Annotated in this window: 25 protein-coding genes; 14 read left to right on the top strand and 11 right to left on the bottom strand. The window is 55.6% G+C overall.

What is annotated here, in order from left to right:
* Positions 1 to 5 precede the first annotated feature (5 nt).
* Complete coding sequence (locus EYC98_RS00800) at positions 6 to 1,211, top strand: molybdopterin molybdotransferase MoeA (RefSeq protein ID WP_279243399.1); 1,206 nt, start codon at positions 6 to 8, stop codon at positions 1,209 to 1,211.
* Here EYC98_RS00800 and fabB read toward each other — a convergent pair.
* Both fabB and fabA read right to left on the bottom strand, forming a co-directional pair.
* Positions 1,196 to 2,416 carry a beta-ketoacyl-ACP synthase I gene (fabB, locus tag EYC98_RS00795; protein ID WP_279243398.1) on the bottom strand — a complete coding sequence of 407 codons (1,221 nt, stop codon included), beginning with the start codon at positions 2,414 to 2,416 and terminating at the stop codon, positions 1,196 to 1,198. The two genes, EYC98_RS00800 and fabB, sit on opposite strands and share 16 nt — an antisense overlap.
* 10 nt (positions 2,417 to 2,426) lie before the next feature.
* Positions 2,427 to 2,942, bottom strand: coding sequence for a 3-hydroxyacyl-[acyl-carrier-protein] dehydratase FabA (gene fabA / locus EYC98_RS00790; RefSeq protein ID WP_279243397.1), 516 nt, complete (start codon positions 2,940 to 2,942; stop codon positions 2,427 to 2,429).
* A 160-nt stretch (positions 2,943 to 3,102) separates the two neighbouring features.
* On the opposite strand from fabA, the gene EYC98_RS00785 reads away from it, so the two are divergent.
* The 3 genes from EYC98_RS00785 to EYC98_RS00775 are packed head-to-tail and all read left to right on the top strand — an operon-like array spanning position 3,103 to position 6,731.
* Positions 3,103 to 4,515: a mannose-1-phosphate guanylyltransferase/mannose-6-phosphate isomerase gene (locus EYC98_RS00785; protein WP_279243396.1), complete on the top strand. Its 1,413-nt coding sequence runs from the start codon at positions 3,103 to 3,105 to the stop codon at positions 4,513 to 4,515.
* A gap of 36 nt (positions 4,516 to 4,551) precedes the next feature.
* Positions 4,552 to 5,385: a UTP--glucose-1-phosphate uridylyltransferase GalU gene (gene galU / locus EYC98_RS00780; RefSeq protein ID WP_279243395.1), complete on the top strand. Its 834-nt coding sequence runs from the start codon at positions 4,552 to 4,554 to the stop codon at positions 5,383 to 5,385.
* A complete protein-coding gene (locus tag EYC98_RS00775) occupies positions 5,385 to 6,731 on the top strand; it encodes a phosphohexomutase domain-containing protein (protein WP_279243394.1) in 1,347 nt (448 codons plus the stop codon). Before galU ends, EYC98_RS00775 begins: the two co-directional genes overlap by 1 nt.
* Here the strand turns inward: EYC98_RS00775 and pgi are convergent.
* Positions 6,728 to 8,356, bottom strand: coding sequence for a glucose-6-phosphate isomerase (pgi, locus tag EYC98_RS00770; protein WP_279243393.1), 1,629 nt, complete (start codon positions 8,354 to 8,356; stop codon positions 6,728 to 6,730). The two genes, EYC98_RS00775 and pgi, sit on opposite strands and share 4 nt — an antisense overlap.
* Positions 8,357 to 8,390: 34 nt before the next feature.
* Complete coding sequence (locus EYC98_RS00765; RefSeq protein WP_279243392.1) at positions 8,391 to 9,374, bottom strand: polyprenyl synthetase family protein; 984 nt, start codon at positions 9,372 to 9,374, stop codon at positions 8,391 to 8,393.
* A 281-nt stretch (positions 9,375 to 9,655) separates the two neighbouring features.
* Here EYC98_RS00765 and rplU point away from each other — a divergent pair, with 281 nt between their 5' ends.
* The 4 genes from rplU (at position 9,656) to proB (ending at position 12,758) form a co-directional block, all read left to right on the top strand.
* A complete protein-coding gene (gene rplU, locus EYC98_RS00760; RefSeq protein ID WP_279243391.1) occupies positions 9,656 to 9,967 on the top strand; it encodes a 50S ribosomal protein L21 in 312 nt (103 codons plus the stop codon).
* Positions 9,968 to 9,980: 13 nt separating this feature from the next.
* Positions 9,981 to 10,238, top strand: coding sequence for a 50S ribosomal protein L27 (rpmA, locus tag EYC98_RS00755; protein WP_279243390.1), 258 nt, complete (start codon positions 9,981 to 9,983; stop codon positions 10,236 to 10,238).
* 185 nt (positions 10,239 to 10,423) lie between these two features.
* Complete coding sequence (cgtA, locus tag EYC98_RS00750) at positions 10,424 to 11,623, top strand: Obg family GTPase CgtA (protein ID WP_279243389.1); 1,200 nt, start codon at positions 10,424 to 10,426, stop codon at positions 11,621 to 11,623.
* Entirely contained in the window at positions 11,613 to 12,758 is a 1,146-nt protein-coding gene (gene proB / locus EYC98_RS00745; RefSeq protein WP_279243388.1) for a glutamate 5-kinase, read from the top strand. Before cgtA ends, proB begins: the two co-directional genes overlap by 11 nt.
* 67 nt (positions 12,759 to 12,825) lie before the next feature.
* Here the strand turns inward: proB and rpsT are convergent, their stop codons facing one another.
* Positions 12,826 to 13,092, bottom strand: coding sequence for a 30S ribosomal protein S20 (gene rpsT, locus EYC98_RS00740; protein ID WP_279243387.1), 267 nt, complete (start codon positions 13,090 to 13,092; stop codon positions 12,826 to 12,828).
* A gap of 299 nt (positions 13,093 to 13,391) precedes the next feature.
* Between rpsT and EYC98_RS00735 the strand changes: the two genes are divergently transcribed.
* Both EYC98_RS00735 and EYC98_RS00730 read left to right on the top strand, forming a co-directional pair.
* Positions 13,392 to 14,006 (top strand): TetR/AcrR family transcriptional regulator, encoded by a 615-nt coding sequence (locus EYC98_RS00735; protein ID WP_279243386.1) that lies wholly within the window; start codon positions 13,392 to 13,394, stop codon positions 14,004 to 14,006.
* Between the two features lie 45 nt (positions 14,007 to 14,051).
* Positions 14,052 to 14,834, top strand: a complete 783-nt coding sequence (locus tag EYC98_RS00730) for a tyrosine-protein phosphatase (protein ID WP_279243385.1) — start codon at positions 14,052 to 14,054, stop codon at positions 14,832 to 14,834.
* A 65-nt stretch (positions 14,835 to 14,899) separates the two neighbouring features.
* On the opposite strand, the gene EYC98_RS00725 is transcribed toward EYC98_RS00730, so the two are convergent.
* The 3 genes from EYC98_RS00725 to purU form a co-directional block, all read right to left on the bottom strand.
* Positions 14,900 to 15,175 carry a hypothetical protein gene (locus EYC98_RS00725; protein ID WP_279243384.1) on the bottom strand — a complete coding sequence of 92 codons (276 nt, stop codon included), beginning with the start codon at positions 15,173 to 15,175 and terminating at the stop codon, positions 14,900 to 14,902.
* A 246-nt stretch (positions 15,176 to 15,421) separates the two neighbouring features.
* A complete protein-coding gene (locus EYC98_RS00720) occupies positions 15,422 to 15,646 on the bottom strand; it encodes a hypothetical protein (RefSeq protein ID WP_279243383.1) in 225 nt (74 codons plus the stop codon).
* 55 nt (positions 15,647 to 15,701) lie between these two features.
* Positions 15,702 to 16,556: a formyltetrahydrofolate deformylase gene (gene purU, locus EYC98_RS00715; RefSeq protein ID WP_279243382.1), complete on the bottom strand. Its 855-nt coding sequence runs from the start codon at positions 16,554 to 16,556 to the stop codon at positions 15,702 to 15,704.
* Positions 16,557 to 16,669: 113 nt separating this feature from the next.
* On the opposite strand from purU, the gene EYC98_RS00710 reads away from it, so the two are divergent.
* The 4 genes from EYC98_RS00710 to EYC98_RS00695 are packed head-to-tail and all read left to right on the top strand — an operon-like array spanning position 16,670 to position 21,207.
* The gene (locus EYC98_RS00710; RefSeq protein WP_279243381.1) at positions 16,670 to 17,545 is read left to right on the top strand and encodes an LLM class F420-dependent oxidoreductase; all 876 of its coding nucleotides are present in this window, start codon (positions 16,670 to 16,672) and stop codon (positions 17,543 to 17,545) included.
* A gap of 52 nt (positions 17,546 to 17,597) precedes the next feature.
* A complete protein-coding gene (locus tag EYC98_RS00705) occupies positions 17,598 to 18,737 on the top strand; it encodes a 1-acyl-sn-glycerol-3-phosphate acyltransferase (RefSeq protein ID WP_279243380.1) in 1,140 nt (379 codons plus the stop codon).
* Between the two features lie 6 nt (positions 18,738 to 18,743).
* Entirely contained in the window at positions 18,744 to 20,858 is a 2,115-nt protein-coding gene (dinG, locus tag EYC98_RS00700; RefSeq protein ID WP_279243379.1) for an ATP-dependent DNA helicase DinG, read from the top strand.
* Between the two features lie 4 nt (positions 20,859 to 20,862).
* Positions 20,863 to 21,207, top strand: a complete 345-nt coding sequence (locus EYC98_RS00695; protein WP_279243378.1) for a YqcC family protein — start codon at positions 20,863 to 20,865, stop codon at positions 21,205 to 21,207.
* A gap of 62 nt (positions 21,208 to 21,269) precedes the next feature.
* Here EYC98_RS00695 and EYC98_RS00690 read toward each other — a convergent pair whose 3' ends face one another.
* The 3 genes from EYC98_RS00690 to EYC98_RS00680 all read right to left on the bottom strand — a co-directional run bounded on the left by EYC98_RS00690 (position 21,270) and on the right by EYC98_RS00680 (position 25,838).
* Entirely contained in the window at positions 21,270 to 21,464 is a 195-nt protein-coding gene (locus EYC98_RS00690) for a hypothetical protein (protein ID WP_279243377.1), read from the bottom strand.
* A 102-nt stretch (positions 21,465 to 21,566) separates the two neighbouring features.
* Positions 21,567 to 22,880 carry a ribonucleotide-diphosphate reductase subunit beta gene (locus EYC98_RS00685; RefSeq protein ID WP_279243376.1) on the bottom strand — a complete coding sequence of 438 codons (1,314 nt, stop codon included), beginning with the start codon at positions 22,878 to 22,880 and terminating at the stop codon, positions 21,567 to 21,569.
* Positions 22,881 to 22,964: 84 nt separating this feature from the next.
* Positions 22,965 to 25,838 (bottom strand): ribonucleoside-diphosphate reductase subunit alpha, encoded by a 2,874-nt coding sequence (locus tag EYC98_RS00680; RefSeq protein ID WP_279243375.1) that lies wholly within the window; start codon positions 25,836 to 25,838, stop codon positions 22,965 to 22,967.
* Between the last annotated feature and the right edge of the window lie 102 nt (positions 25,839 to 25,940).

The following is a 25,940-nucleotide window of genomic DNA, read 5'->3' as shown; positions in this document are numbered from 1 at the left end:
AGCCTATGTCTGGTTTGACCTCACTAGAAGATGCTCTGGCGTTATTACTGGAGGGCACAGTCCCGGTTGCCGAAGTCGAGCAGTTGGCGTTGGAGCACGCGCGGGGACGAGTGCTGGCAGAATCTGTTGATGCTGCGGTAGCGGTGCCTCTGGATGACAACAGCGCGATGGATGGTTATGCCTTGCGCAGCGTTGACTGCGCTGCGCCGCTGCAAGTGACTCAGCGTATCCCGGCAGGTTCGGTCGGTTCCTTAGTGAGCCCTGGTTGTGCAGCGCGCATATTTACCGGCGCGCCAATGCCGCCCGGTGCCGACTGTGTGGCCATGCAGGAAAATTGCGCGGTCGAGGGTGACACCCTGCAGGTGCTGCAAGCGGTGACTGCCGGTGAGAATGTGCGGCCGCGGGGACAGGACATACCCGAGGGTGCCGGCGTGCTGCCCGCGGGACGGCTGTTGGGCCCCGAAGATCTGGGCGTTCTGGCGTCAGTCGGATGTGCTCAGGTAGCGGTGCGGCGACAGCTACGAGTAGCAATTTTATCGACCGGTGATGAGCTGGTGAATCCGGGTGCTGCGGAGTTGCGTTCAGGCCAGATCTACAACAGTAATCGTTTTACGCTGCGCGGCTTGCTGGAGCAACTGGGCTTTGTGGTTGTGGATCAGGGCATTGTCGCAGATACACCTGAGGCAACGGCGGCCGCACTGGAGCAAGCCAGCTCTTTAGCGGATTGTGTTATCACCACCGGCGGGGTTTCAGTCGGTGAAGAAGATCATGTGCGCAAGCAAGTGGAGCGACTGGGTAAACTGGAGCTGTGGAAGTTGCGCATCAAGCCGGGTAAGCCGCTGGCTTATGGTCGCATTGGAGGCAGCGCCTTTTTTGGCTTACCGGGCAATCCGGCGGCTGTTTTTGTCACCTTCATGCTAGTGGTCAAGCCCTGGTTGCAGGCCAGGCAGGGTGCGCAGGTTGAAGCGCCGCTGCCTTTGCAGGCTCAGGCCGACTTTGCCATTGGGCGCGCAGGGGGGCGACGCGAGTATCTGCGGGTCAGAGTAGAAGTGCGTGACGGGCAACTGGTAGCGACCCGACACCCGAACCAGAGTTCGGGTGTGTTGAGTTCCGCCAGCTGGGCTAATGCGCTGGCGGTTATCCCCGAGGACACAACCTTGCAGCAGGGTGATCCGGTGACCGTTTTGTTACTCGATCAGCTAAAGCGCTGAAATACCAGCGAGGCGTTGGTGCCGCCGAAGCCAAAGCTGTTCGACATAACGCGCTGTAAGTTGGCATTGTCCTTACGTTCGATGGCAATGGGCATGCCGTCAGCTTCAGGGTCCAGGTTGTCGATATTGGCTGAAGCCGCGACGAAATCACCTTCCATCATCAGCAGTGAGTAGATTGCCTCTTGAACTCCCGCTGCGCCCAGTGAGTGTCCGGAGAGAGACTTGGTTGAACCTACCAGTGGCACGGTGCCGCCAGCGAAGGCTTCTTTCACTGCTTTAAGTTCCTGCATATCCCCGGCCGGCGTGCTGGTGCCGTGAGCATTGATGTAATCGATAGCGCCGTCGACAGTGGACATGGCCTGCTGCATGCAGCGCATCGCGCCTTCGCCAGAAGGGGATACCATGTCGTAGCCATCAGAGGTGGCCGCATAACCTACTAATTCAGCATAGATTGTGGCGCCTCGAGCCTGCGCATGCTCCAGCTCTTCGAGTACCAGCATGCCGCCGCCGCCGGCGATAACAAAGCCATCGCGGTCAGCGTCGTAAGCTCGAGAAGCCCGTTCAGGGGTGTCGTTGTACTGTGTGGATAAGGCGCCCATGGCGTCAAACAGGCAGCTGGTGGTCCAATGGCACTCTTCACCACCGCCGGCGAACACGATGTCCTGCTTGCCAAGTTGTATCTGCTCCATGCCGGCGCCGATGCAATGGGCACTGGTGGAACAGGCGGATGAAATCGAGTAATTCACGCCTTTGATTTTGAAGGGTGTTGCCAGACATGCAGAGACCGTGCTGCCCATGGTCTGAGTTACCCGGTAGGGTCCGACGCGACGCAGTCCGCGCTCACGCATGATGTCAGCGGCCTCTACCTGGTTGGCGGAAGAGCCGCCGCCAGAGCCGGCAATAATGCCAGTACGAACGTTGGAGATGTCGTCGTCATCAAGGCCAGACTCGGCAATCGCCTGCGCCATGGCAATATAGGCGTAAGCAGCAGCAGGGCCCATAAAGCGCAACTGCTTGCGATCGATATGCTCGCTCAGGTCTATATCCACTGAGCCGGCAACATGGCTGCGCATTCCAGCATCGACCTGGTCCTGTTGAAAGCTGATACCTGACTTTCCGTCATACAGCGACTGGCGCACACTCGATACATCTGTTCCCAGGCACGAAACCACGCCCCTACCGGTTACCACGACTCTTCGTGTCATATTAGTTACCTCAGAAGCCTTCAGTTGACTGGAACAGACCTACGCGCAGGTCCTTAGCGGTATAAATTTCTTTGCCGTCGACAGAGACGCTGCCATCGCCGATGCCCATGACCAGCTTGCGCTCGATCACTCTTTTCATCTCGATGTTGTAAACGACCTTTTTGGCAGTAGGAAGAATCTGACCGGTGAACTTGACCTCACCGCAACCCAGGGCGCGTCCACGTCCAGGATTACCACGCCAGCCCAGGAAGAAACCGACAATTTGCCACATGGCGTCCAGTCCCAGACAACCGGGCATGACCGGGTCGCCGCGAAAGTGGCAGTCAAAAAACCACAGCTCCGGATTGATGTCCAGCTCTGCGATGATTTGGCCTTTGCCGGCTTCGCCGCCGTCTGAGTTGATGGTGGTGATACGATCCATCATCAACATATTATCGATGGGAAGGCGCGCATTACCCGGGCCAAACAGTTCGCCCAGGCCGCAGGCAATCAACTCGTCTTTGTTATATGAATTCTGTGCAGTCATTAATAATCCCATCAGGTTGTGAGAGGCGTCACATTCTAGTGCCTGGAGTAAGCATGTCCAGTGTGAACTGTTCTGGTAGTTTGCTATTCTGGCGACCCATTATGAGGTAGCTTCCGTCTATTGTATGTCAGCTGCGCTCTCTACAGAAGTAAGGAAATGTATGCTCAAACCAGTTTTGCTGTCGGGCGGCGTTGGCAGTCGATTATGGCCCGTGTCTCGTGAAGCCTATCCCAAGCAGTTTCTGCCGCTTGCGAGTGATAACTCGATGCTGGTTGACACCCTTCAGCGGTTGGCAGATTTGTCGGCCAGTGCGCCAGTGGTTGTCTGCAATGAAGAGCATCGCTTTATTGTTGCAGAGCAATTGCGCAGCCTGGGTGCAGCCGATGCCGATATTGTACTGGAGCCGGTGGGACGTAATACGGCGCCAGCGGTGGCCGTTGCCGCGTTGCAGGCGCTGCAGTCAGACCCGGAGGCAGTGTTGCTGGTGCTGCCTGCTGATCACCTGATCACCGATGTGGAGGCCTTTGTGGCTGCGGTACAGCTGGCGTTGCCGGTTGCAGCCGCGGGCAAACTTGTGACTTTTGGCGTGGTTCCTACAGAGCCTGAAACCGGATATGGCTATATTCGCAAAGGCGAGAGCCTGCCAGGCGGAGCATCTGCGATTGATCGGTTTGTGGAGAAACCCGATGCCGAGACTGCACAGACATATTTAGCGAGTGGCGAGTACCTGTGGAACAGCGGTATGTTTTTGCTGGGTGCGCAGGATTATCTTGATGAGCTTGAGCAATTTGCACCTGAAATGCTCAGCGCCTGTCGTACGGCGCTAGAGCTGTCCGGCAATGATCTGGACTTTGTTCGTCTGGATCAGGCCGCCTTTGCAGCCTGTCCCAGTGATTCTATTGACTATGCGGTTATGGAGAAGACCAGCCGCGGCGCTGTGATTGCGCTGGACTGTGGATGGAGCGATGTCGGTGCCTGGTCCGCGCTTTGGGAGGTTGGCGAGCGCGATGCTGATGGCAACGTGATACAGGGTGACGTGCTGATAGATAATTGCCACAACAACTATTTGCGCAGCGAGTCGCGGCTACTGGCCGCCACCGGGGTTGATGACCTGGTCGTGGTTGATACGACCGATGCGGTGCTGATCGCCAATCGACATAACGTGCAAGACGTTAAAAATCTTGTGACTGCTTTGAGGAGCCAGAAGCGCAGTGAGGTGACTCTGCATGCACGCGTGTTTCGGCCCTGGGGTTCCTATGAATCACTGATTAGCAGTGATCGCTTTCAGGTCAAGCGTATTGTGGTTGATCCCGGTCAAAAGCTGTCTTTGCAAAAGCACCATCATCGTGCCGAACACTGGATTGTGGTAAACGGCACCGCGGAAGTTACCTGCGAAGACAAAGTGTTTGTGCTTGCCGAAGATGAATCGACCTATATTCCGCTGGGACACAAACACCGGCTCGCCAACCCGGGAAGAATCCCGCTGGAGCTGATCGAAGTGCAGTCCGGTAGCTATTTGGGCGAAGACGATATTGTGCGCTATGAAGATGTTTACGGCCGCAGCGACGGTTAAACGAATTGCTAAAATTTTGCCAATAAGGACTGAGTGATGATAAAGAAATGCCTTTTTCCCGTTGCGGGATATGGAACCCGATTTCTGCCGGCGACCAAGAGCATGCCCAAGGAAATGCTGCCGGTGGTCAACAAGCCGCTGGTTCAGTACGGGGTTGAGGAGGCCATCGAAGCGGGCATGAATACCATCTCCTTTGTGACTGGCCGCGGTAAGCGCGCCATTACGGACCACTTTGATATCAGCTATGAGTTGGAACATCAGATTGCTGGTACTGGCAAGGAAGCGTATCTCGACAGTATTCGAGACGTGCTCGATGAGGGTGTGTTCACCATGGTCCGGCAGCGCGAGATGAAAGGCCTTGGCCACGCCATCCTGACGGGAGAGCCGCTGATTGGCAATGAGCCATTTGGCGTGGTGCTATCAGATGACTTGTGCTTCAACGAGGATGGCGATGGTGTGCTCCGGCAGATGACCGCACTCTATAAGCAGTTTCGTTGCAGTATCGTCGCGATTCAGGAAGTGCCCCCGGAAGAGACCCATAAATATGGTGTGATCGCTGGTGTGGCTCTCAAAGATGGCCTGTATCGTGTCGACGATATGGTGGAGAAGCCAAAACCTGAAGATGCGCCTTCGAATCTGGCTATTATTGGTCGTTATATTCTTACCCCGGACATCTTCGATATTCTTCGCGCCACGCCTCCGGGCAAGAATGGCGAAGTACAAATTACAGATGCGCTGCTGCAACAGGCCAAGACGGGTTGCGTTATGGCATACAAATTCAAAGGTCGGCGTTTTGATTGTGGTAGTGTTCCCGGCTTTGTGGAGGCCACCAATTACGTCTACGAAAACATTTATTCGGAGCCATCTTAATGGAACTTACTTGTTTCAAAGCCTATGACGTACGTGGTCGCATTCCTGACCAGCTCAACGAAGATGTGGCCTACCGTATTGGGCGCGCTTTTGCGCAGGTGATCAAGCCGCGTCATGTCGTGGTAGGTCACGATATTCGGCTCACCAGTGAAGAAATTAAGGCGGCGTTGGTCAATGGCTTGCGCGACGAGGGGGTGGATGTTTTTGATATTGGCCGCTGTGGCACTGAAGAAATCTACTTCGCGACTTCGCATGCCAAGATGGATGGCGGCATTGTCGTGACTGCCAGTCACAACCCCAAAGATTACAACGGCATGAAATTTGTGCGCACGGGCTCGGAGCCTATTAGTGGTGACAGTGGCTTGCTGGACATTAAGGCGCTGGCAGAGGCTAATGACTTTGGTGCGGCGCTTGAGCGTGGCGATTATCAGCCGCTGGATACGGGTGCGGCTTACATAGATCACCTTTTATCCTACGTCGATGTGGCAGCATTGCGACCGCTAAAGTTAGTCGTTAATGCGGGTAATGGCGGCGCCGGTGATGTTATAGACAGAATCGAAGCAAGCCTGCCGTTCGAGTTTATCAAACTCCATCATGAGCCTGACGGTAACTTTCCTCACGGCGTTCCCAACCCGCTATTAGAGGAAAACCGGGCGCCGACGATTGCGGCTGTGCGAGAACATAATGCCGATCTCGGTATTGCCTGGGATGGTGATTTTGATCGCTGTTTTTTCTTCGATGCGCAGGGTAATTTCATTGAAGGTTATTACCTGGTGGGTCTACTGGCCGAAGCATTTTTGCGCCGCAATCCCGGTGCCAGCGTGGTGCATGACCCGCGGTTGACCTGGAACACAGAAGACATTGTCAGCGGCCTTGGCGGCACCCCGATTCAAAGCAAGACCGGGCACGCGTTTATCAAAGAGCGTATGCGCAAAGAGAATGCTGTCTATGGTGGCGAGATGAGCGCGCACCACTATTTTCGCGATTTTGCTTTCTGCGATAGTGGCATGATCCCCTGGCTACTGGTGGCGGGGCTCATTTGTGAGCGTGGCCAATCGCTGGCGCAGATGGTGGAGGAGCGTATGCAGGCGTATCCCTGCAGTGGTGAAATTAATCGTGAAATTGCCGATCCAGCCAGTGTGCTGGCAAAGGCCGAAGCCCACTATGCGGACAGTGCCGAGAGCGTCGATCATACCGACGGTTTGAGCATGACCTTCGCTGAGTGGCGCTTTAATCTGCGTATGTCTAACACCGAACCGGTGGTGCGCCTCAATGTCGAAACCCGCGCTGACGAAGCGTTGATGAAGGCGAAAACCGAGGAGTTGCTGGCGATGATGGCCAGCTAGGGCTGTTGCCAGCGCTCTAATAGCGCCTGCGCCGCCGTATCCAGCGCGCCTGAGGAAGTGCCACCCTGCATCGCCTCAGACACGTTGGCGCTCAATTCCTTACCGAGCTCTACACCCCATTGATCAAAAGCATTGATTTGCCATAGGTGGCCGCTGCAAAACGTTTTGTGTTCATACAAAGCGATCAGTGCGCCCAAAGCGTGGGGTGTCAACTGCTGACAGGTCAAGGTACTGCAGGACCGATTGCCTGGTATTACCAGATGCGGCGCCAGTACTTTGGCTTCATCTTGTGGCGTTCCCCGTTGTATTAGTGAGTCTTCCGAGGCCTGCAAGTCACGCCCCTGGGTAAGTGCCTGACCCTGCGCTATGCAGTGTGCAACCAGGCGTCGATGACGGTCCTTGTCGTCACTGTGACTGGTCAGCGGCAGGATGAAATCTACCGGGCACAGGAGCGTGCCTTGATGCAGTAGCTGATGGAACGAGTGTTGTCCGTTGCTACCCTCTTCTCCCCACAACACCGGCGCGGTGGCGTAGCCTACTGTTGTGCCATCGTTGGTGACACGCTTGCCGTTGCTTTCCATGGACAGCTGCTGCAGGAATGCGGGAAGTCGGCCCAAATGATGGTCGTATGGAATCACTGCCTGATTACTGCCACCCTGATAATTGACCGACCAGAGCTCCAATAAGCTCATAATGATCGGCATGTTGTCGGCCGCAGGCGTATTTCTAAAATGCTCATCCATGGCTTGGGCACCAGCCAGTAGCTGCTTGAAACCGGCATTGCCAATAGCAAAGGCGATACTCCAGCCAACGGCAGACCACAGCGAATAGCGACCGCCGACCCAGTTCCATAGTGGCAGCACGTTGTCGGCGGGAATGCCAAATTCCGCAACCGCGTCAAGATTGGTGCTGACTGCCAGAAAGTGTTGCGCCACGGCGCTTGGGTCGGGAGCAGCTGCCAGTAGCCAGCGCCGAGCGGCGGCAGCATTCTGCAGTGTCTCTTCAGTGCTAAAGGTCTTGGAGCAAATGATGAACAGCGTGGTCGCTGGATTCAATGTGCTCAGCGTGGTGTCAAGATCAGCAGGATCGATATTAGCGCAGAAGTGCACCTGTAGCTGCTGGTGGTAGGGAGTTAATGCCTGTACCACCATGCGCGGACCAAGGTCCGAACCGCCGATGCCAATGTTGACGATGTCGGTCATAGGTTGGTCTTCAAAGCCGCGGTGCTGCCCGCTATTGACCGCGTCGACCCAAGCTTGTTGATCCTGCAGGCATTGCTGTATCTCTGCAAATTCTGTGGTTAGCCCTGATGGTGGAGTCTGGGCGCGCAACAGAGTATGCAACACGGCGCGTTGCTCAGTGTGGTTAATACTGGCGCCCTCGAACATCGCCTCGCGGGCACTGGCCAGGTCCGTCTCAGCCACCAGCGCAATCAGGGCCTCACGGGCGGGTACATCCAGTAACTGACGCGAGTAGTCGAGATCTATCCCGGCGGCGTGACAATGAAAGTCCGCGGGTCGGCCCCGGTCAGCGCTGAGTAACTCACTGACCTGTAACTGTTCATGGCGTTTGGCGTGTGCGCGCAGTGCTGTATTGCTGGGCCAGGGGAGATCAGTTGTTGTCATAGTTATCGCTCTCAGTTTAGCAATGCAGGCAATGTTAGCTGGTGCGGCGGGTGGCGAGGCGGGCAATTTCTGCCATCGCATCGCGGCTCGGGTTTTGCGGTAGTACCTGGAGAGCGTCCAGTGCCAACTGTTGGTAGTCAGCGGCAACTTTGCCGGCGTACTCCAGGGCGCCACAGTCATTAACAGCGACCATAATGGCATCGATATTTTCACTGGTTTTGGCGCGTATGGCATGCTGTACCAACCTGCGCTGCGTCTCGTTGCCGGTGGTGAGGACATGTATTAGCGGCAGTGTGGGCTTACCCTCACTGAGATCATCGCCGACGTTCTTGCCCATTTCTGCGGGGTCGCCGGTATAGTCCAATACGTCGTCAAAAATCTGGAACGCAATACCGGTGTTGAGACCAAACTGTTTAAGAGCCTCCAGAACCGGTTCGGACTGCTGCGTGATCACGCCGGCGCCGTAGCAGGCGGAGGCAAACAAGATAGCGGTCTTGCGCGTAATCACTTCCATATACTGTGCCTCGGTGGTATCCGGGTCACCCGCGCGCACCAGTTGCAGTACCTCGCCAGCGGCTATGGTATTGGTAGTCGCGGCCATATCGCGCATGATGGCCATGTCGCCGAGTTCGACCAACAGTTGAAATGCGCGGGTATAGAGAAAGTCGCCGACCAATACGCTGGACGCGTTGCCAAATTCGGCGTTGGCGGTAGGGCGGCCACGTCGCAGGGCGGACAGATCTACCACGTCATCGTGGAGTAGCGTGGCGGTGTGAATAAACTCTATCACCGCCGCGAACATTGCCGTTGAATTGGCGCTGGCAGGTATTGAATTCTGCACCGGCCCCGCGCACTTTGCGGCCAGTAGCGCTAACAGGGGGCGTAGTCGTTTGCCTCCGGCGTCGACAATGTAATGGCCGATATTTTCTACCAGGTCGACGTCGGATTGCAGATTCTCAACGATGAGGCGGTCGACTGCCTCCAGTTCTTCGATTACAGGTTGGCGGATATCTAACATATTGGGCGTTTTAACGGCATCTTCAGTGTATTTAAGGAGGCGTCAGGGATGCTAGGGGTTGGTCATGTTGGTGTCAATGGGCGCGCTCGACGGCAGTCCCGTAAGTCCTTGTAAGTAGGGAAATAAACCTTGCCTGCGAAGGGTGATTTCAGTACAATCGCCGCCCTCGACCCGACTGTGCTTTGGCAGTGGGTCTTTTTTGAGTGCCACGCTCTGCCCCCTTGGCCTTTGTCAGGGGTCTGAAACCAGTCGCGAGCGGGCGAACTTGATGGAGTTAGACTATGTACGCAGTTATAGAAAGCGGTGGTAAGCAGCACCGTGTGATTGAGGGTGAAACGCTCAAGCTGGAAAAAATTGAAGCCGCAACCGGCGACAACATAGATTTTGACAAGGTGTTGTTGGTTGGCGAAGGTGAAGACATTCGTATTGGTAAGCCACTTGTCGAGGGTGGCAAGGTCACCGCAGAGGTGGTCGCCCATGGTCGTCACAAGAAAGTAACCATCATTAAATTCAACCGTCGTAAGCACTATCGTAAGCAGGCGGGACATCGCCAGTGGTACACGGAAGTCCGGATTACCGGTATAAGCGGCTAACAGGAGATAAGTTATGGCTCACAAGAAAGCAGGTGGTAGTACTCGTAACGGTCGCGATTCAGAAGCTAAACGCCTCGGTGTAAAGCGCTTCGGTGGCGAAGTCGTGAAATCTGGCAACATTATTGTACGGCAGCGCGGTACGCGCTTTCACGCAGGTGACAATGTCGGTTGTGGTAAGGACCATACTTTGTTTGCGACAGCGCCAGGCAAAGTAGAGTTCATCACCCGCGGCCCCAACAATCGGAAGTTTGTGCAGGTCACTAGCGCCTGATCCGGTTCGCGCCAGAACTCTGAAAAGGCCTCGTCCACGGACGGGGCTTTTTTTTGGCTGCGCCAAGCTGCTATGGGCCTTTACCAGCGCCGGCTAATATTGTCGGTTACTATTGTCAGTTATTGCCACCTGATACTCTCAGCAGGTCAAACTGGAGTAATATGTTCCGCAAGGACAAGTGAATCATGAAGTTTGTAGATGAAGCGACAATCACGGTACAGGCGGGTAAAGGCGGCAATGGCTGCCTAAGCTTCCGCCGCGAAAAGTACATTGCCAAAGGCGGCCCCGACGGCGGTGACGGCGGTGACGGCGGCAGTGTGCTGTTGGAGGCCGATGATTCCATGAACACTATGGTCGACTATCGCTTCAAGCGACACTATCCGGCGGAAAACGGCGAGGGTGGCCGCGGCAAGAATATGACCGGCCAGGGCGGGGAGGATCTGGTTCTGAAAGTGCCGATCGGTACCACCGTGCTGGATTTGGACAGTGATGAAATACTGGGTGACTTATCGGTGGCTGGTCAGCAATTGATGGTGGCCCGCGGTGGCTGGCACGGTTTGGGCAATACGCGTTTCAAGTCCAGCACTAATCGCGCCCCACGTCAGACCTCGCCAGGCAGTGAGGGAGAGCAGCGAACCCTGAAGCTGGAGCTTAAGGTACTCGCTGACATTGGACTGCTCGGTTTGCCCAATGCCGGAAAATCTACTTTTATTCGCGCCGTATCTGCAGCCCGCCCCAAGGTGGCCGACTACCCCTTTACCACGTTGGTTCCCAATTTAGGCGTGGTCAAGGTGCAGGCTCACCGCAGTTTTGTGGTTGCCGATATCCCCGGTCTTATCGAGGGCGCATCCGAGGGCGCAGGTTTGGGTGTGCGCTTTCTGCGCCACCTGACGCGTAATCGCGTTTTGTTGCATCTGGTTGATATGGAGCCGGTCGACGGCAGTTCACCGGCCGAGGCGGCTGCAACTATTGTTGCCGAACTGGAGCGCTTCAGCCCGGCTCTGGAGCAACGCGAGCGTTGGTTAATTCTTAATAAGATAGACTTGCTGGATGCGGAAACTCTGGCTGAGCGGCGCCAGCAGGTAATAGACGCCCTGGACTGGCAAGGTCCGGTATATGAAATTTCTGCGATCAGCGGGGAGGGTACCCAGCTGCTCTGTCAGGACCTGATGGTGCATCTGGAACAGCGTCGTGAGATTGAGATTGCCGATCCCGAGGCCGCAGCAGCAGAGCAGGAACACCAAAACCGAATGCAGCAGGAGGCTCGCGATCGAATTGATGAGTTGCGTCTTACTCGCCGCGCTGAGCGCGAGCAAGAACAGGCCGATGATGAAGCTGATGACGACGATGACGAACTTGATGTAGAAGTAGAGTATGTCCCTTGAGCTGACATCGCGAGCAGAGTTTGCCGGGGCCAAACGCTGGGTGGTCAAGGTGGGCAGTGCCCTGCTGACGGACGCTGGCCGTGGCCTGGATCGGCAACTGATTGCCGCCATGGTGGCGCAACTGGCCGCGCTCAGGCAGGAGGGGCGCGAGGTGGTGCTGGTGTCCAGTGGTGCGGTAGCAGCAGGCATGGTGCGACTAGGCTGGAGCCAGCGCCCGCATGCCTTACATGAGCTGCAGGCGGCCGCCGCGGTGGGGCAAATGAGCCTGGTACAGACCTACGAGTCGGCCTTTCAACAATACAGTATGCACACGGCTCAGGTATTGCTGGGTCATGACGATATATCTGCCAGGGACCGGTACCTGAACGCTCGCAGTACCCTGACGACGCTGCTTGAGCTTGGTGTGGTGCCCGTCGTTAATGAGAACGATACCGTGGTTACCGACGAGATTCGCTTCGGTGATAACGACACCCTGGCCGCGCTGGTCGCTAATTTAATTGATGCTGATGTACTGCTGATCCTGACGGATCAGCAGGGCCTGTTTGATGCCGATCCGCGCTCTAATCCTGATGCCAAACTGATCAGCGAGGCTTACGCAGATGAGCAGGAGTTGGAAGCTGTCGCGGGGGGTGGTGGTGTGCTGGGGCGTGGTGGCATGCTGACCAAAGTGAGGGCTGCTCGATTGGCAGCGCGTTCCGGTACTGACACTGTGATCGTGCATGGAGGGGTTGCCGGTGTGATCTCCCAGATTGCCAGTGGCAGCGAGCAGGGTACCTGGCTGCGTGCAGGTAAAGCTCCGCTGGCAGCGCGCAAGCAATGGTTGGCTGGTTTGATGCGTGGCAGTGGCAGCCTGGTTCTGGATGCGGGTGCGGTTCGAGTGCTCTGTGAGTCCGGCAAGAGCCTGTTGGCGGTCGGCGTGGTCGCAGTCGAAGGTAGCTTTGCCCGTGGCGACGTGGTCCTGTGCGTGGATCCTCAGGGCAATGAGGTGGCTAGAGGGTTGGTTAATTATGGCTCTGAAGAAGCGCGGCGCATCATGGGTCACGGTTCTGAGCAAATCGAAAGTCTACTGGGTTATCAAGGTGAGCCGGAACTGGTGCACCGGGACAATCTGGTACTGAGCGGGCCGGGCCAGTAGGTCCCCTGATCCGCAGGCACAAAAAAGCCGGCGTCTAAGCCGGCTTTTGCTGCGGTACTGACAACCCTTAGGCTGAGAGTGCTTTTACCTGAGCGTTGAGACGGCTCTTATGGCGCGCGGCCTTGTTCTTGTGCAAGATGCCTTTGTCAGCCATGCGATCGATGACAGGCACGGCAGCGGCGTAAGCTGCGCCAGCGGCTTCTGCGTCGCCAGATTCAATAGCAGCTACCACTTTCTTGATAACGGTGCGGACCAGTGAACGCAGACTTGCGTTGTGGTTGCGACGTTTTTCGCCTTGGCGGGCGCGTTTTTTGGCTTGCGGTGAGTTGGCCAACGTTATTACCTCAGTGTGTAAGAGTCAAAAATTCAGGAGGCGCGATTATTCACATTTAGACCTACCTTGTCAACCGAAGGTGGCAGGTAGCGCCGTTGCGCAGTCTCTGCGAGGCTGCCGAAAGTCCCGGTAGCGGGGCATGGATAATACCCGCCAGGGTTTCAGCGGCAGCCTTATTGCTCGCGCGGTATCAATGTATGTTTGGTTAAAATCGCCCCGATATTGTCTAAGCTGTTGAAAAGTATAGGGAAAGAAATTCTCCGCTGGCGGGGCTAACAACTATTAGTTATTATTCCCTGATGTCAGAGTTAGCTAACCTAGATTCACGTACCACTGCCGAGCGAATACTGGATGCCGCTGAGGACCTGTTTGCTGAAAAAGGCTACGCGGCCACCTCTCTTGGTGAAGTCGCCGATGCGGTAGGCATTCGTTCGCCCAGCCTCTATAACCACTTTCGCAATAAAGAGGCGCTATATAGCGCTGTGCTGGAGCGGCTGCTAGAGGTCTTTAGTGCGCCGCTGGCTGAACTCGATAGCGGTGTACTCACTCGTCAGCGGATTTTTGACTGGCTGGAGACTATCGTTCGAATGCATCATGAGCGCCCCAATTTGGCGCGCTTGCTGCAGCACGCGGCACTTTCGGGTGGGCCTCAGACCAATCAGCTGATAGAGCGATTATTCAGCCCTATGTTTGATGTTAACCGGCCGACCGAGGTGGTCTCGGTACTGGGTGGCAAGGAGCTGCAGCCGTGGGCCGTTATGGCGTTGAATAATATGGTCATGTCCTATGTGACAATGGCACCTATGTATCGCGATCTGCTGGGAGAAGACCCTTTTAGCCCAGAGGCGCTGGATAAGCAGCTCGAACTCATACTCAAGCTCGCGCATCTGGCCCTTGAATCAGGGATAGAGTAGCGCCATCAGTGGATCACGCAGCATCGATATTGGACAATTTTTGTTATGACTATGGACACTGAGCAGCCCGTGCGTCGACTCGCGTTGCAGGGCACCCCTAATTTTCGTGATCTAGGTGGTTACGCCGCGGCTGACGGGCGCCGCGTCAAGTGGGGTTATCTATTCCGCTCCGGTCAGTTGAGCGATCTGCAGCAGGATGACCAGCGTCAGCTGGCCGCTCTACAGCTGGATCTGGTGTGTGATTTCAGGCGTGAAGAAGAACAGGCCAATGATCCCAGTCAGCTGCCGCAGCCAGGCCCACAAGTCGTCAGTCTGCCAATTTCGCCCGGCAGCAGCGCCAGTTTTTTCAGCGAAGCAGCCTCTCACTGGCAAGCTGATCGTGAGGCGATGTTCGACTTCATGCGGGATATTAATCGCGACTTTGCGTTAATGCAAAGTCAGGCCTATCGTCAAATGTTTGAATTGTTGCTTGGTGCGGATGACGTCAGGATGCTATTTCATTGTGCCGCTGGTAAAGATCGTACCGGGTTTGCGGCTGCCCTGATTCTGCTGGCTTTGGGAGTACCTCAGGAAACAGTACTTGAAGACTATATGCTCACGGCAAAGTACTTTGACCCCGCCATAGAAGTGGCTCGATTGCAGCAGAAGTACGGTATGGACATTGAGGCGGAGGCGCTGCTGCCAGTTTTGGAGGTGCACCCGCAGTATTTGCAGGCAGCACTGGATGCCATCGCCGCTGAATTTACCAGCGTTGACGATTATCTGGACCAGTATCTATTGCTCGATGGCGAGCGTCGAGAGTTTCTGCAGCAGCGCTATCTGGAATGACTCCGGCGCGCGGGGCGGGGGTAGCGGCGACTCAGAAACGGGCCGCCGCCCAGGGTGTCGCGCTGCTATTTTCCTTTACAGGCCTTTTTAGCTGCCTTGATCTGCTTTTTCTCGCAGGCTTCAGAAGTTTCGTCACCGACACACCATTTCTTGCGGTTGTCCCAGGCAGTTAGCGGGTAGTTCTTGCCGTTGGAGCATTTAACCTGATAGTTGGAATACTCTTTGCCATCAGCACCTGTGCCGTTTGACTCAAAGACTATGCTGGTTGGCTTGGCCGCCATCGCGTTTAGGGAAAGACCCAGCAAGACGCTGGTTGTTACAACTTTAAATAAAGTTTTCATGAAAAAAATGCCTCAAAAATGGATGCTTCAACTATGGAGCGCGGCCATTATATTGGGTGTTTCCTACATTGCCAGTGCCCACTGCAGGACAGTTGCAGTGGAGCGCCAAGGAGGACTCCTTTCAGTATGGGGGGGTATACTTAAGCCATTGATTACTATGAGTTAATGGCATTTTTTGAGGGTTTTTTAAAAAGATTAAACTTCGTTAACAAAAGCGCTATAGGTGGCGTTACCGCCGGTGTAGCCTCAGAAAGAGGCTAGCACCAACACAGAACCGACCACTGCCAGCGCGATTGACTCGCCGGCCTTGTCGAGACGAAACAGGGCATACACGTACGAAAGCGGTGGCAGTAATAAAGTGCACAAGCCCCAGGTAAAATCTTCGCGTGAGCTTTCGATCAGCAGTAGCACCCAGCTGCCGAGTAAAATGGCGGCGCCTAGGGTCATTAGTAGAGCAGATGTAGCGTCCATGGTTACTCCTGTGGCATGGATGGATTTTCAGGGGCGCAAGAATAGCATGCCTCGCTCAGGCGAACACAATAGTTTTATTACCATGAATCAGCACTCGGTCCTCCAAGTGATAGCGTACGCCGGTGGCCAGCACATTGCGCTCTACGTCCTTGCCGAGGCGCACCATCTCGGCCACCGAATTATGATGGCTGATGCGGGCGACGTCTTGTTCAATAATGGGCCCTGCGTCCAGGTCCTCGGTCACATAGTGGCAGGTGGCCCCGATCAATTTGACGCCGCGTTCATAGGCCTGATGGTAAGGTTTGGCGCCAACGAAGGCGGGTAATGACGAATGGTGAATGTTGATAATGCGGTTGGGGTAAGTTGAGCATAGCTCCGGCGGCAGTATCTGCATATAACGGGCCAGCACAATCAGATCGGGCGCAGCCTCGGCCAGAACCGCCGTGGTGCGGGCAAAGGCCGCGGCTTTATCCGACGCCGGTACGGGCACGTAATGGTAGGGAATGTCATGCCACTCAACATAATCGCGCAGATCATCGTGGTTGGAGATGACCCCCACGATATCAAAGTCCATCTCACCGCTGCGCCAGCGATAGAGCAGGTCAGACAGGCAGTGGGCCAGTTTACTCGCCATCAGTACCACGCGTTTGCGGACACTGGCGTCATGAATCGCCCAGTGCATACCGAATTGCTCAGCCAATGGGGCAAACGCCTCACGCAGTTGTGGCAGGGATAAATCCAGTGAATCGGCGCGAATTTCGTAGCGCATAAAAAAGCAATCACTGCCCGGGTCGGAGTATTGGTTGGCTGCCAGTACCCAACCGCCCTGGCTGGCGAGGAAGCCCGTGACGGCAGCAATAATGCCGGTATTGTCCGGACATGTGGCGATTAATCGGTACGTATTACTCATTCGGGCTCCTGATAGTGACCATAGTATGTTGGCTTGTATCAGGAGTGACAAGTCCCGCACAATACTGGCTGCCATGCGCACACCAAAGCGGGCAACTACGACAAGGAGCGGGCATGAAATTTTGGCAGATGGTGACCTGGGCTGAGACCTCACATTACCGTGAGATCGCCCGTTACGCAGAGGAGCTTGGGTTTTATGGCGTGATGAATGCCGACCACGCTTTTTTTCCGCAGACAGTATCGTCCCCTTACCCCTATGCAGCCGACGGTAAGCCGCCGATGCCCAGTGACAGTGAGTACCCTGACACTTGGGTGAGTCTGGCCCAAATGGCGGCGGTGACCGAGCGACTGATGTTTTCTACCTCGGTGTATATCCTGCCGCTGCGAAATCCGATTGAAGTGGCGAAAGCGACGGGAACGCTGGCTTTGATGTCCGACAATCGGTTCATTCTGGGCGCCGGGGTGGGTTGGATGAAGGATGAATTTGATGCCTATGGTATCGACTTCAGTACTCGTGGGCAGCGTTACGATGAGTGCTTGGAAGTGCTGCGTCAGCTCTGGACGGGTGACTGGACTGAGTATCAGGGACGCCATATTGCCTTCGATAGTTTGCGAATTCTGCCGGCTCCCACAGCATCGGTGCCGATTTATCTGGGCGGCTCCAGCCCGGTGGCCCTGCGACGCACAGCGCGGATTGCCGACGGTTGGATCGGCAACGGCAATACCGTAGACGAGGTGCCGCCGCTATTGGCGCAATTGCAGCAGCTAAGGCGCGAGGCGGGTCGCGAGCACGAGCCTTTCGAAACGGTGATCGGTTTGTCGGAACCGGCAACGATTGCCACTTATCAGCGCCTGCAAGACCTGGGTATGACTGCCGGTGTTAACGCGCCGTTTGCTTTTACCTGTGGCTGGCAGTCTTCGCTTGCCGCCAAGCGTGAGCAGATGGAGCAGTTTGCGGAGCAATTCATTAGGCCACTGGCTGATGACTAAAGTCGGGCTTTTGGTTATGGTGTGCGCCTTTCATCGAGGACGACGTTGAGCAATGGACCCCTTTGCAGAGATTCGGCCCTATAACGACTCTGAAGTAGCCGCAGTGCTCGAGCGCCTGTTGGCCGATCCCGAATTTCTTGGGGCATTGACCCGCTTTCGCTTCAAGCGATTGAGTGGGGTGCTGCCGGGCCTGTTACGGCGGCTGGTAGGCTGGCAGCTGCGGCGACAGCTCAAGGGAGTTGCCAGCGTTACTGCGATGCAGGCGGTGATCGAAGGCTATATGGATCGTATGATTAGCGATACCACCGCCGGGTTCAGTGTTTCAGGTCTGGACCAACTTGATCCCGGCCAACCCTTCCTGTTCATGAGCAATCATCGCGATATTGCGATGGACCCGGCTTTTACCAACTATGCGCTGTGGAGCAGCGGTCACAATACGGTGCGGATCGCGATCGGGGACAATTTGCTGACCAAGCCCTATGTCTCTGACCTGATGCGTCTCAACAAGAGCTTCATCGTCAGGCGCTCTGTACGTGGTCCACGCCAGATTCTCAAAGCTTACCGGGATTTGTCAGCCTATATTCGACATTCGCTGTTAGAAGAGCAGGCACCCATATGGATAGCCCAGCGCGAAGGACGTGCCAAGGACGGTGTGGATCGCACTGAACCCGCTATTATTAAAATGTTGGCGATGAGTCAGGATAAAGCCAATGAGTCATTCTCAGAGTATATCGGCGGGCTCAATATAGTGCCGGTCACTATTTCTTACGAGCTTGATCCCTGTGATGAGGCTAAGGCCCGCGAGCTGGCCGCCGTGGCGAGCAGTGGCAGCTACGAGAAAGCCGAGCACGAAGACGTGGAAAGTATCGCCAAGGGTATTGCTGGCAATAAAGGGCAGGTGCACGTGGCTTTTGGCACGCCGTTGAAGGGCGATTATGACAATGCTGACGCGGTTGCCGCGGAGATTGATCGCCAGATATGTGCAAACTATGTGCTGCACGGCACCAATATCTATGCTTATCGTGCTCTGCACGGTGATGATGCGGCGCTGCCGCAGGGAGCTGCTGCTGCAGGCAGTTGTGATGAAGCTGAATTCAATCGGCGGATGCAGGCAATACCTGAAGATCAACGCCCCTATGCGCTGGCTATATATGCCAATGCCGTGGTCAGCCAGTTGGCGGCGGAGGCTTGAAACTACTTGCTGGATGATCTGACCAAGCAGCAAATTCGTGATGCCTACTTCCGCCTGATTGAGCAGAAATCGCTGAGTCCGCGCTGGGGTCAGCGTCAGATGGTGGCCGAGGTGGCCAAGGCGTTGGCGCGCATGGATGATCCGACAGCATCGGGGTCAGCGGTGTGTGTTGTTGAGGCGGGGACTGGCACCGGTAAGACCATAGCCTACGCGGTTGCCGCCATTCCGGTAGCACTGGCTTTGGGCAAGAAATTGGTGGTTTCGACGGCCACGATAGCTTTGCAGGAGCAGTTTGTTAATAAGGATTTGCCCGACATTCGTAAGCACAGCGGGTTAGATTTCGACTTTGTGCTGGCCAAGGGGCGGCGGCGCTATGTGTGTCTGTCACGGCTGGACAAAGAGCTTGCCGGCAGCGCGCAGGAGCAGTCATTGATTCCGCTTTATCCGGACGAATTTGATCAAGCTGATTCGGCGGCGGCGCTGCCTTATTACAATGCCATGCTGGACGCCCTCGGGCGCGGCGAGTGGGACGGTGATCGCGATAACTGGGATACCGAGATACCAGAGGACGTTTGGTTTGGTGCGACCACTGATCATCGTCAGTGCAGTGGCAGACGCTGCCCCAATATCGGGCAATGCAGTTTTTATCGGGCTCGCGATGCGCTGCAGAATGCGGATGTAATTGTCACCAATCACGACCTGGTGTTATCGGATCTGGCGCTGGGTGGTGGCGCGATCCTTTCTGCTCCTGAGGAAACTGTCTACGTATTTGATGAAGGGCATCATCTGGCAGATAAGGCCTTGAATCACTTCTCCGGTTATTGCCGCGTTACTGCCAGCGTGCAATGGACCGAGGAGTGCCGCAAACAATTACGGCAGGGCGCGTCGCTGGCCAGTTGTACCAGCGTCACGTCAGTGCTGGACAATCTTCCGCGGCTGTTTGAAGACGTCGGTGGAGCTCTCGAGCAGGCCGGGCAGCTGCTCGATGAGTTGATAGACCCCGAGCAGCTTAGTGGTTTCGCCGATCGCCAACATTATCGGTTTCCGGAAGGAGTGGTGCCGGACCCATTACGTCAGGTGGCTGGGACGCTGGTGGCGCTATACCAGAAGTTACTGGCGCAGCTGCAACGTCTGGAGCGGGCCATGGAAGACGGTATGGACGGCGACGTCACCGGACTGGAAAAGGCCGACGCCGAGAACTGGTATACCGTATTTGGCGCTATGTTGAGCCGGGCCGAGGGCAGCTTGGCCTTATGGCAGGAATATGACGTCGATGCCGCGATGGAGGATCCGCCGCATGCGCGCTGGATAAACCTGATCGAGGCTGGCCAGGGCATAAGCTATGAATTACGCAGTAGCCCTATTCTGGCGGCAGACATCCTGCGTGAGCACCTCTGGGACCGCGCTGCGGCGGTGGTGGCGACTTCGGCGACAATGACAGCCCTGAACTCATTTGAGCGCTTTATTCTGCACTCAGGGGCTCCTGAGGACAGTGTGTTCAAGGTAGTGCCAAGCCCCTTTGACTATTCCAATGCTACTTTGCGGGTGCCCGCAATGGCCTGTGATCCCAGTGATCCTGCCGCCCACACCGAGGCCTTGATAGCGCTAATGCCAGATTTGTTTGTCGAGTTTCCCGGCACGCTGGTGCTATTTTCTTCGCGTCGGCAGATGCATGAAGTCTACGAAGGGCTGGCTGGTGGGTGGGCAAAGACCATCTTGGTACAGGGAGATTACAGCAAGCAGGAAACCCTGCGCCGGCATCGGGAGGCTATCGATCAAGGCCGCAGTAGTATCATTTTTGGTCTCGCCAGTTTTGCCGAGGGCGTCGACCTGCCGGGTGACTATTGCTCGCATGTGATTATCGCAAAGATTCCGTTTGCAGTGCCGGATACGCCATTGGAGTCAGCCCTGGCAGAATGGGTGGAAGCGCGCGGCGGCAACTCCTTTATGGAGTTGAGTGTGCCTGACGCGGCACTCAAGCTGGTGCAGGCCAGTGGCCGCTTATTGCGCACCGAGCAGGACAGCGGAGTTGTGACCATATTGGACCGACGTCTGGTCACGCGTCGCTACGGCAAGGCCATTCTGGACTCGCTACCCGCTTTCAAGCGCGAGATTGCCTGACAACATGCAGCTGCACGATGCTGTTGCCTCCCTATTGATGGACGTAGAGGCGCAGCTGCGGATGCTTGAACTCTGGCAGGCCGAAGCACCGAAAGCGGCTGCGCTGGCCAGCACAGAGCCTTTTGCTATGGACAGTTTGAGGCTGGAGCAGTGGCTGCAATTTATATTTTTGCCGAGGCTGCGGCAATTGATTGAATCAGGACAGGCGCTCCCCAGCGCCTCTGGAGTCGCCCCCATGGCTGTAGAGGTTTTTCGTGACACGGGGATAGCCAGCGCAAAGCTGGAGCACTTGTTGGCGGATATTGACCGCTTGTTATCTGATAAGGGAGTGGGGCTAGAAGCGCCCTGACGTTCGGGAGAGGTAAAACTGGCCCCGACAGGTGTGGTGTCGGAGCCATTAGAGCTTTAATCCTAGTGGACGGTACTGCTGCCCTCAGCGGCAACCACGGCGCTGCTGCTGTCGCTGCGGCGGGTGGTCTCCTGGTCCTGCAAATGATTGCGCAGGCGACCCACAACACTGGTCATCACGTCGATGGTCTGGCTGATCTGGTCCAGCGCCATCAGGATGGTCTCGTTGTCTGTGCTAGCTTTCTTGTCTTTGTCCATCTTATGGCCCTGTTGTTGCAGACTGTTGTTGCAGACGTTTGTTGCAGACGTTTGTTGCAGACGTTTGTTTTGGAGGCGCGGGCTGTTACACAGCCGCGCCAGCTAGCTCCAGCTCAGTGCGCCACCAGTCTGGTATTCAAGTACCCGGGTTTCGAAGAAGTTCTTCTCCTTACGCAAGTCCATGATTTCTGACATCCATGGGAACGGGTTTTGCACTCCGGCAAATTGCTCCGGCAAGCCCAACTGGGACAGGCGTCGGTTGGCAATGTACTGCAGGTACTCTTCCATCATCGCCGCATTCATGCCCAGCACACCGCGAGGCATGGTGTCGCGTGCGTATTCGATCTCTAACTGGGTGCCTTCCAGAATCATCTGGATCGACTCCTGCTTAAACTCTTCTGTCCACAGGTGCGGATTTTCGAGCTTGATCTGGTTGATAACGTCGATGCCAAAATTCAAGTGCATAGACTCATCACGCAGAATGTATTGGAACTGTTCTGCTACGCCGGTCATCTTGTTGCGGCGTCCCATTGACAAGATCTGGGTGAAGCCACAGTAGAAGAAAATGCCTTCTGTGACGGCGTAAAAACCGATCAGATTACGCAGTAGCGTCTGATCTGCTTCCAAAGTGCCGGTCTCGAACGTGGGGTCATTCAAGTCATGCGTATGGCTCAGGCTCCAGGCTGCTTTTTTCGCGACCGAAGGTACTTCCCGGTACATATTGAAAACGGCACCCTCATCCATACCCAGAGACTCAATACAGTACTGGTAGGCATGGGTATGAATGGCTTCTTCAAACGCCTGTCGCAACAGGTACTGGCGACACTCAGGGTTGGTAATATGGCGATAAATTGCCAGCACCAGATTGTTGGCGACTAGTGAGTCAGCGGTGGAAAAATAGCCCAGGCTGCGCAATATGATGCGGCGCTCATCATCGGACAGGCCTTCGTTAGACTTCCAGGTCGCGACATCAGCGGTCATGTTAATTTCTTGCGGCATCCAGTGGTTGGCGCAACCATCCAGATACTTCTGCCACGCCCAGTCATACTTGAAAGGTACCAACTGGTTGAGATCGGCACGGCAATTGATCATCGCCTTCTCGTCGACTGAGACGCGTTCGGCGCCCATATCAAGTTCTTCCAGGCCGCGCGCCAGATCTAACGCTTCGATGGCCTTATTAGCAGCAGCTAGTGCTTCGGCTGCTGCTTCCGCTGATACCTCTTCAGTCGCGGCGGCTGCATCCGGCGTTACGGCTACGGCGGCAGTCTGCACTGGGGCAGTCGTCTCTACAGCTGCAACTGGCGTAGTTGCTGCGGTAGTCTCCACTGCGGCAGTCGCCACTGCGGCATTAACAACCGGCGCTGCCGGCTTGGCTGCGGTGGTTTCGTCCGCGTCATATTCATCCCAACTTAACATCTATGTTCCTCTGCTTTTCGGTACTGGTGCTTATGTTTTAAGTGCAGTCTTATTGTCAGTAAAGTGCTGGCCAAGGCCTGCCAATTACTGGCAGGCATCGCAATCAGGATCATCCAGGGAGCAGGCGTCTGGCACGGGTGCCGGTCCGGGCTCTGCAGCACTGGAAGAAACCGCATTCAGCGAACTGGTAGAGATCGTCGATTTCTCGGTACCAGTGGCAGCCAGAGAGCGCAGATAATAGGTCGTCTTCAGACCTCTGAACCATGCCATGCGGTAGGTGATATCGAGCTTCTTGCCACTGGCGTTGTTGATATACAGGTTCAGAGACTGCGCCTGATCTATCCACTTCTGCCGTCTGCTGGCCGCATCAACCAACCAGCGCGGCTCTACTTCAAACGCGGTGGCGTATATGGTTTTCAGGTCATCAGGTACACGGTCTATCTGCTGTACGCTGCCGTCGTAGTACTTGAGATCGTTGGCCATCACGCTATCCCACAATCCGCGTGCCTTGAGGTCACTGATCAGGTAGGGGTTAACCACGGTAAATTCGCCCGAGAGATTGGATTTGACGTACAGGTTCTGATAAGTCGGTTCAATCGACTGGGACACGCCAGTGATATTGGCAATAGTTGCGGTAGGCGCGATTGCCATGACATTGGAGTTACGCATGCCGCGGCTCTTAACCGTTTCTCGCAGACTGTCCCAGTCCAGAGTCTGGCTGCTATCTACTTCGATGTAGTCGGCGCCGCGCTCTTTAACCAGGTGATCCAGTGAATCGATCGGCAGTACGCCTTTACTCCACAGGGAGCCTTCGAAAGTTGAGTAGCTGCCGCGTTCCTCAGCCAGCTCGCTGGAAGCTTCGATAGCGTAGTAGCTGATCGCTTCCATAGAGGTGTCGGCAAAGGTTACCGCCGCATCCGAGCCATAGGCCAGATGCTGCTTGTACAGTGCATCCTGGAACCCCATCAGACCCATTCCAACCGGGCGATGACGCAGGTTTGACCGGCGTGCCTGAGGTACTGAATAGTAGTTAATGTCGATAACGTTATCGAGCATACGGACTGCGGTGCGTATGGTCTTGCGCAGCTTGTCCAGATTCAGGCCATTCTCGTCCACGTGCAGGGCCAGATTGACCGAGCCCAGGTTACACACGGCGATTTCATCAGCGCTGGTGTTCAGCGTAATTTCGGTACACAGATTGGATGAGTGAATCACCCCGGTGTGCTGCTGCGGTGAACGCAGGTTGCAAGGGTCCTTGAAGGTTACCCAGGGGTGACCCGTCTCAAACAACATGCCCAGCATCTTGCGCCACAGATTTTCCGCAGGCATGGTCTTGAACAGCTTTAATTCGCCATTGGCCGCTAGAGTTTCATAGTGCTCATAACGCTCTTCGAAGGCGTTGCCATAAAGGTCGTGCAAATCGGGTACATCGTTGGGTGAGAACAAAGTCCAGTTGCCGCCATCGAAAACACGTTTCATGAACAGGTCAGGAATCCAGTTGGCCGTGTTCATGTCGTGGGTACGGCGACGGTCGTCACCGGTGTTCTTACGCAGCTCGACAAATTCCTCGATATCCATGTGCCAAGTTTCGAGGTAAGAGCACACAGCGCCCTTGCGCTTGCCGCCCTGGTTGACCGCGACGGCGGTATCGTTGACCACTTTGAGGAACGGTACTACGCCCTGTGACTTGCCATTGGTGCCCTTAATATAGGCGCCCAGAGCGCGCACTGGCGTCCAGTCATTACCCAGACCACCGGCGAACTTGGACAGCATAGCGTTGTCCTGAATAGCGCCGTAAATACCATGCAGATCATCAGGTACTGTGGTCAGGTAGCAGGAAGATAGCTGTGGGCGCAGGGTGCCTGCGTTAAACAGCGTCGGTGTAGAGCTCATGTAATCGAACGAAGAAAGCAATTGGTAGAACTCAATGGCACGTTCGTTCTTGTTGACTTCCTCGGTGGCAAGGCCCATCGCAACCCGCATGAAGAAAATCTGCGGCAGCTCAAAGCGCACCTCATCACTGTGGATAAAGTAGCGGTCGTAGAGGGTCTGCAGGCCCAGATAGGTGAACTGCAAGTCTCGCTCTGGCAGCAGGGCGTCGCCCAGCATTTTCAGGTCGTAAGACTGTAGCGTCGGTGACAGCAGTTCGAGCTCTACGCCACGCGCGATATACGCTGACAGGGCCTGCGGATAGTAGGTCGACATGTCCTGTTGGGTGGCGCTCTCGGCAACACCCATGAAGTTCAGGCCTTCTGCACGCAGGTTATCCAACAGCAGTCGAGCTGCGACGTAAGAATAGTTGGGGTCCTTTTCGATCATGGTGCGGGCGGTAATCACCAGAGAAGTGCTGACTTCCTCCTGGGAGACACCGTTATACAGGTTCTTCAGCGCTTCACTAATTATGTCGCTATCGCTGACATCGGCGAGCCCGGCGCAGGCTTCACCAACGATGGTGTGAATACGCTGGATGTCCAGCGGCATTCTGCGGCCGTCAGCCATAGTGACTTCAATGCTGTAGGTCGAGCTGGTGTCGGTATCAGCGTTTTTCTCGGCGCGCTTTTGTGACTGTTGCTCGCGGTAGATGACATAATCTCTGGCGATCTTGTGCTCTCCGGAGCGCATCAGTGACAGTTCTACCTGATCTTGAATATCTTCAATATGAATAGTGCCGCCGGAAGGCATGCGACGTTTGAAGGTGGTCGATACCATCTCGGTCAGTTTTGCAACGGTCTCATGGATGCGCGAGGAGGCTGCTGCAGTGCCACCCTCGACAGCCAGAAACGCCTTGGTAATCGCAACAGAAATCTTACTGTCGTCATAAGGTACTACGGTGCCATTGCGTTTAATGACCCGTATTTGACCGGGTGCGGTCGCGGTTATATTAGCTGAAGGGGTCACTGACCCCGCGCTGGCAGGTGCTTCAGTGGCAGCTGCGGTTGGGTTTGTTTCTATTTGCATCTCTACTCCGGATGTGGCTTTTGAGCCTTATTTTTGCTCTCATCAAATAACGCTACTTTCCGCGTCAATGTCCGCGCCTGATACAGGCAACAGCTACCAGCA

The sequence above is a fragment of the Candidatus Litorirhabdus singularis genome, from assembly GCF_026262625.1.
Taxonomy (GTDB): domain Bacteria; phylum Pseudomonadota; class Gammaproteobacteria; order Pseudomonadales; family Halieaceae; genus Litorirhabdus; species Litorirhabdus singularis.
Note: the sequence above shows the minus strand (reverse complement) of the source record. Positions and strands in the feature narration are given on the sequence as shown.

Bases quoted from the DNA above. Each gene is read 5' to 3' on its own strand.
- EYC98_RS00800 (WP_279243399.1), top strand. From the start codon at position 6: ATGTCTGGTTTGACCTCACTAGAAGATGCTCTGGCGTTATTACTGGAG.
- EYC98_RS00775 (WP_279243394.1), top strand. From the start codon at position 5,385: ATGGAACTTACTTGTTTCAAAGCCTATGACGTACGTGGTCGCATTCCT.
- fabB (WP_279243398.1), bottom strand. From the start codon at position 2,416: ATGACACGAAGAGTCGTGGTAACCGGTAGGGGCGTGGTTTCGTGCCTG.
- purU (WP_279243382.1), bottom strand. From the start codon at position 16,556: ATGAGTAATACGTACCGATTAATCGCCACATGTCCGGACAATACCGGC.
- EYC98_RS00785 (WP_279243396.1), top strand. From the start codon at position 3,103: ATGCTCAAACCAGTTTTGCTGTCGGGCGGCGTTGGCAGTCGATTATGG.
- EYC98_RS00705 (WP_279243380.1), top strand. From the start codon at position 17,598: ATGGACCCCTTTGCAGAGATTCGGCCCTATAACGACTCTGAAGTAGCC.
- galU (WP_279243395.1), top strand. From the start codon at position 4,552: ATGATAAAGAAATGCCTTTTTCCCGTTGCGGGATATGGAACCCGATTT.
- EYC98_RS00765 (WP_279243392.1), bottom strand. From the start codon at position 9,374: ATGTTAGATATCCGCCAACCTGTAATCGAAGAACTGGAGGCAGTCGAC.
- EYC98_RS00725 (WP_279243384.1), bottom strand. From the start codon at position 15,175: ATGAAAACTTTATTTAAAGTTGTAACAACCAGCGTCTTGCTGGGTCTT.
- pgi (WP_279243393.1), bottom strand. From the start codon at position 8,356: ATGACAACAACTGATCTCCCCTGGCCCAGCAATACAGCACTGCGCGCA.
- EYC98_RS00710 (WP_279243381.1), top strand. From the start codon at position 16,670: ATGAAATTTTGGCAGATGGTGACCTGGGCTGAGACCTCACATTACCGT.
- rpmA (WP_279243390.1), top strand. From the start codon at position 9,981: ATGGCTCACAAGAAAGCAGGTGGTAGTACTCGTAACGGTCGCGATTCA.
- EYC98_RS00735 (WP_279243386.1), top strand. From the start codon at position 13,392: ATGTCAGAGTTAGCTAACCTAGATTCACGTACCACTGCCGAGCGAATA.
- EYC98_RS00720 (WP_279243383.1), bottom strand. From the start codon at position 15,646: ATGGACGCTACATCTGCTCTACTAATGACCCTAGGCGCCGCCATTTTA.
- EYC98_RS00680 (WP_279243375.1), bottom strand. From the start codon at position 25,838: ATGCAAATAGAAACAAACCCAACCGCAGCTGCCACTGAAGCACCTGCC.
- EYC98_RS00695 (WP_279243378.1), top strand. From the start codon at position 20,863: ATGCAGCTGCACGATGCTGTTGCCTCCCTATTGATGGACGTAGAGGCG.
- EYC98_RS00685 (WP_279243376.1), bottom strand. From the start codon at position 22,880: ATGTTAAGTTGGGATGAATATGACGCGGACGAAACCACCGCAGCCAAG.
- EYC98_RS00690 (WP_279243377.1), bottom strand. From the start codon at position 21,464: ATGGACAAAGACAAGAAAGCTAGCACAGACAACGAGACCATCCTGATG.
- proB (WP_279243388.1), top strand. From the start codon at position 11,613: ATGTCCCTTGAGCTGACATCGCGAGCAGAGTTTGCCGGGGCCAAACGC.
- EYC98_RS00730 (WP_279243385.1), top strand. From the start codon at position 14,052: ATGACTATGGACACTGAGCAGCCCGTGCGTCGACTCGCGTTGCAGGGC.
- cgtA (WP_279243389.1), top strand. From the start codon at position 10,424: ATGAAGTTTGTAGATGAAGCGACAATCACGGTACAGGCGGGTAAAGGC.
- rplU (WP_279243391.1), top strand. From the start codon at position 9,656: ATGTACGCAGTTATAGAAAGCGGTGGTAAGCAGCACCGTGTGATTGAG.
- fabA (WP_279243397.1), bottom strand. From the start codon at position 2,942: ATGACTGCACAGAATTCATATAACAAAGACGAGTTGATTGCCTGCGGC.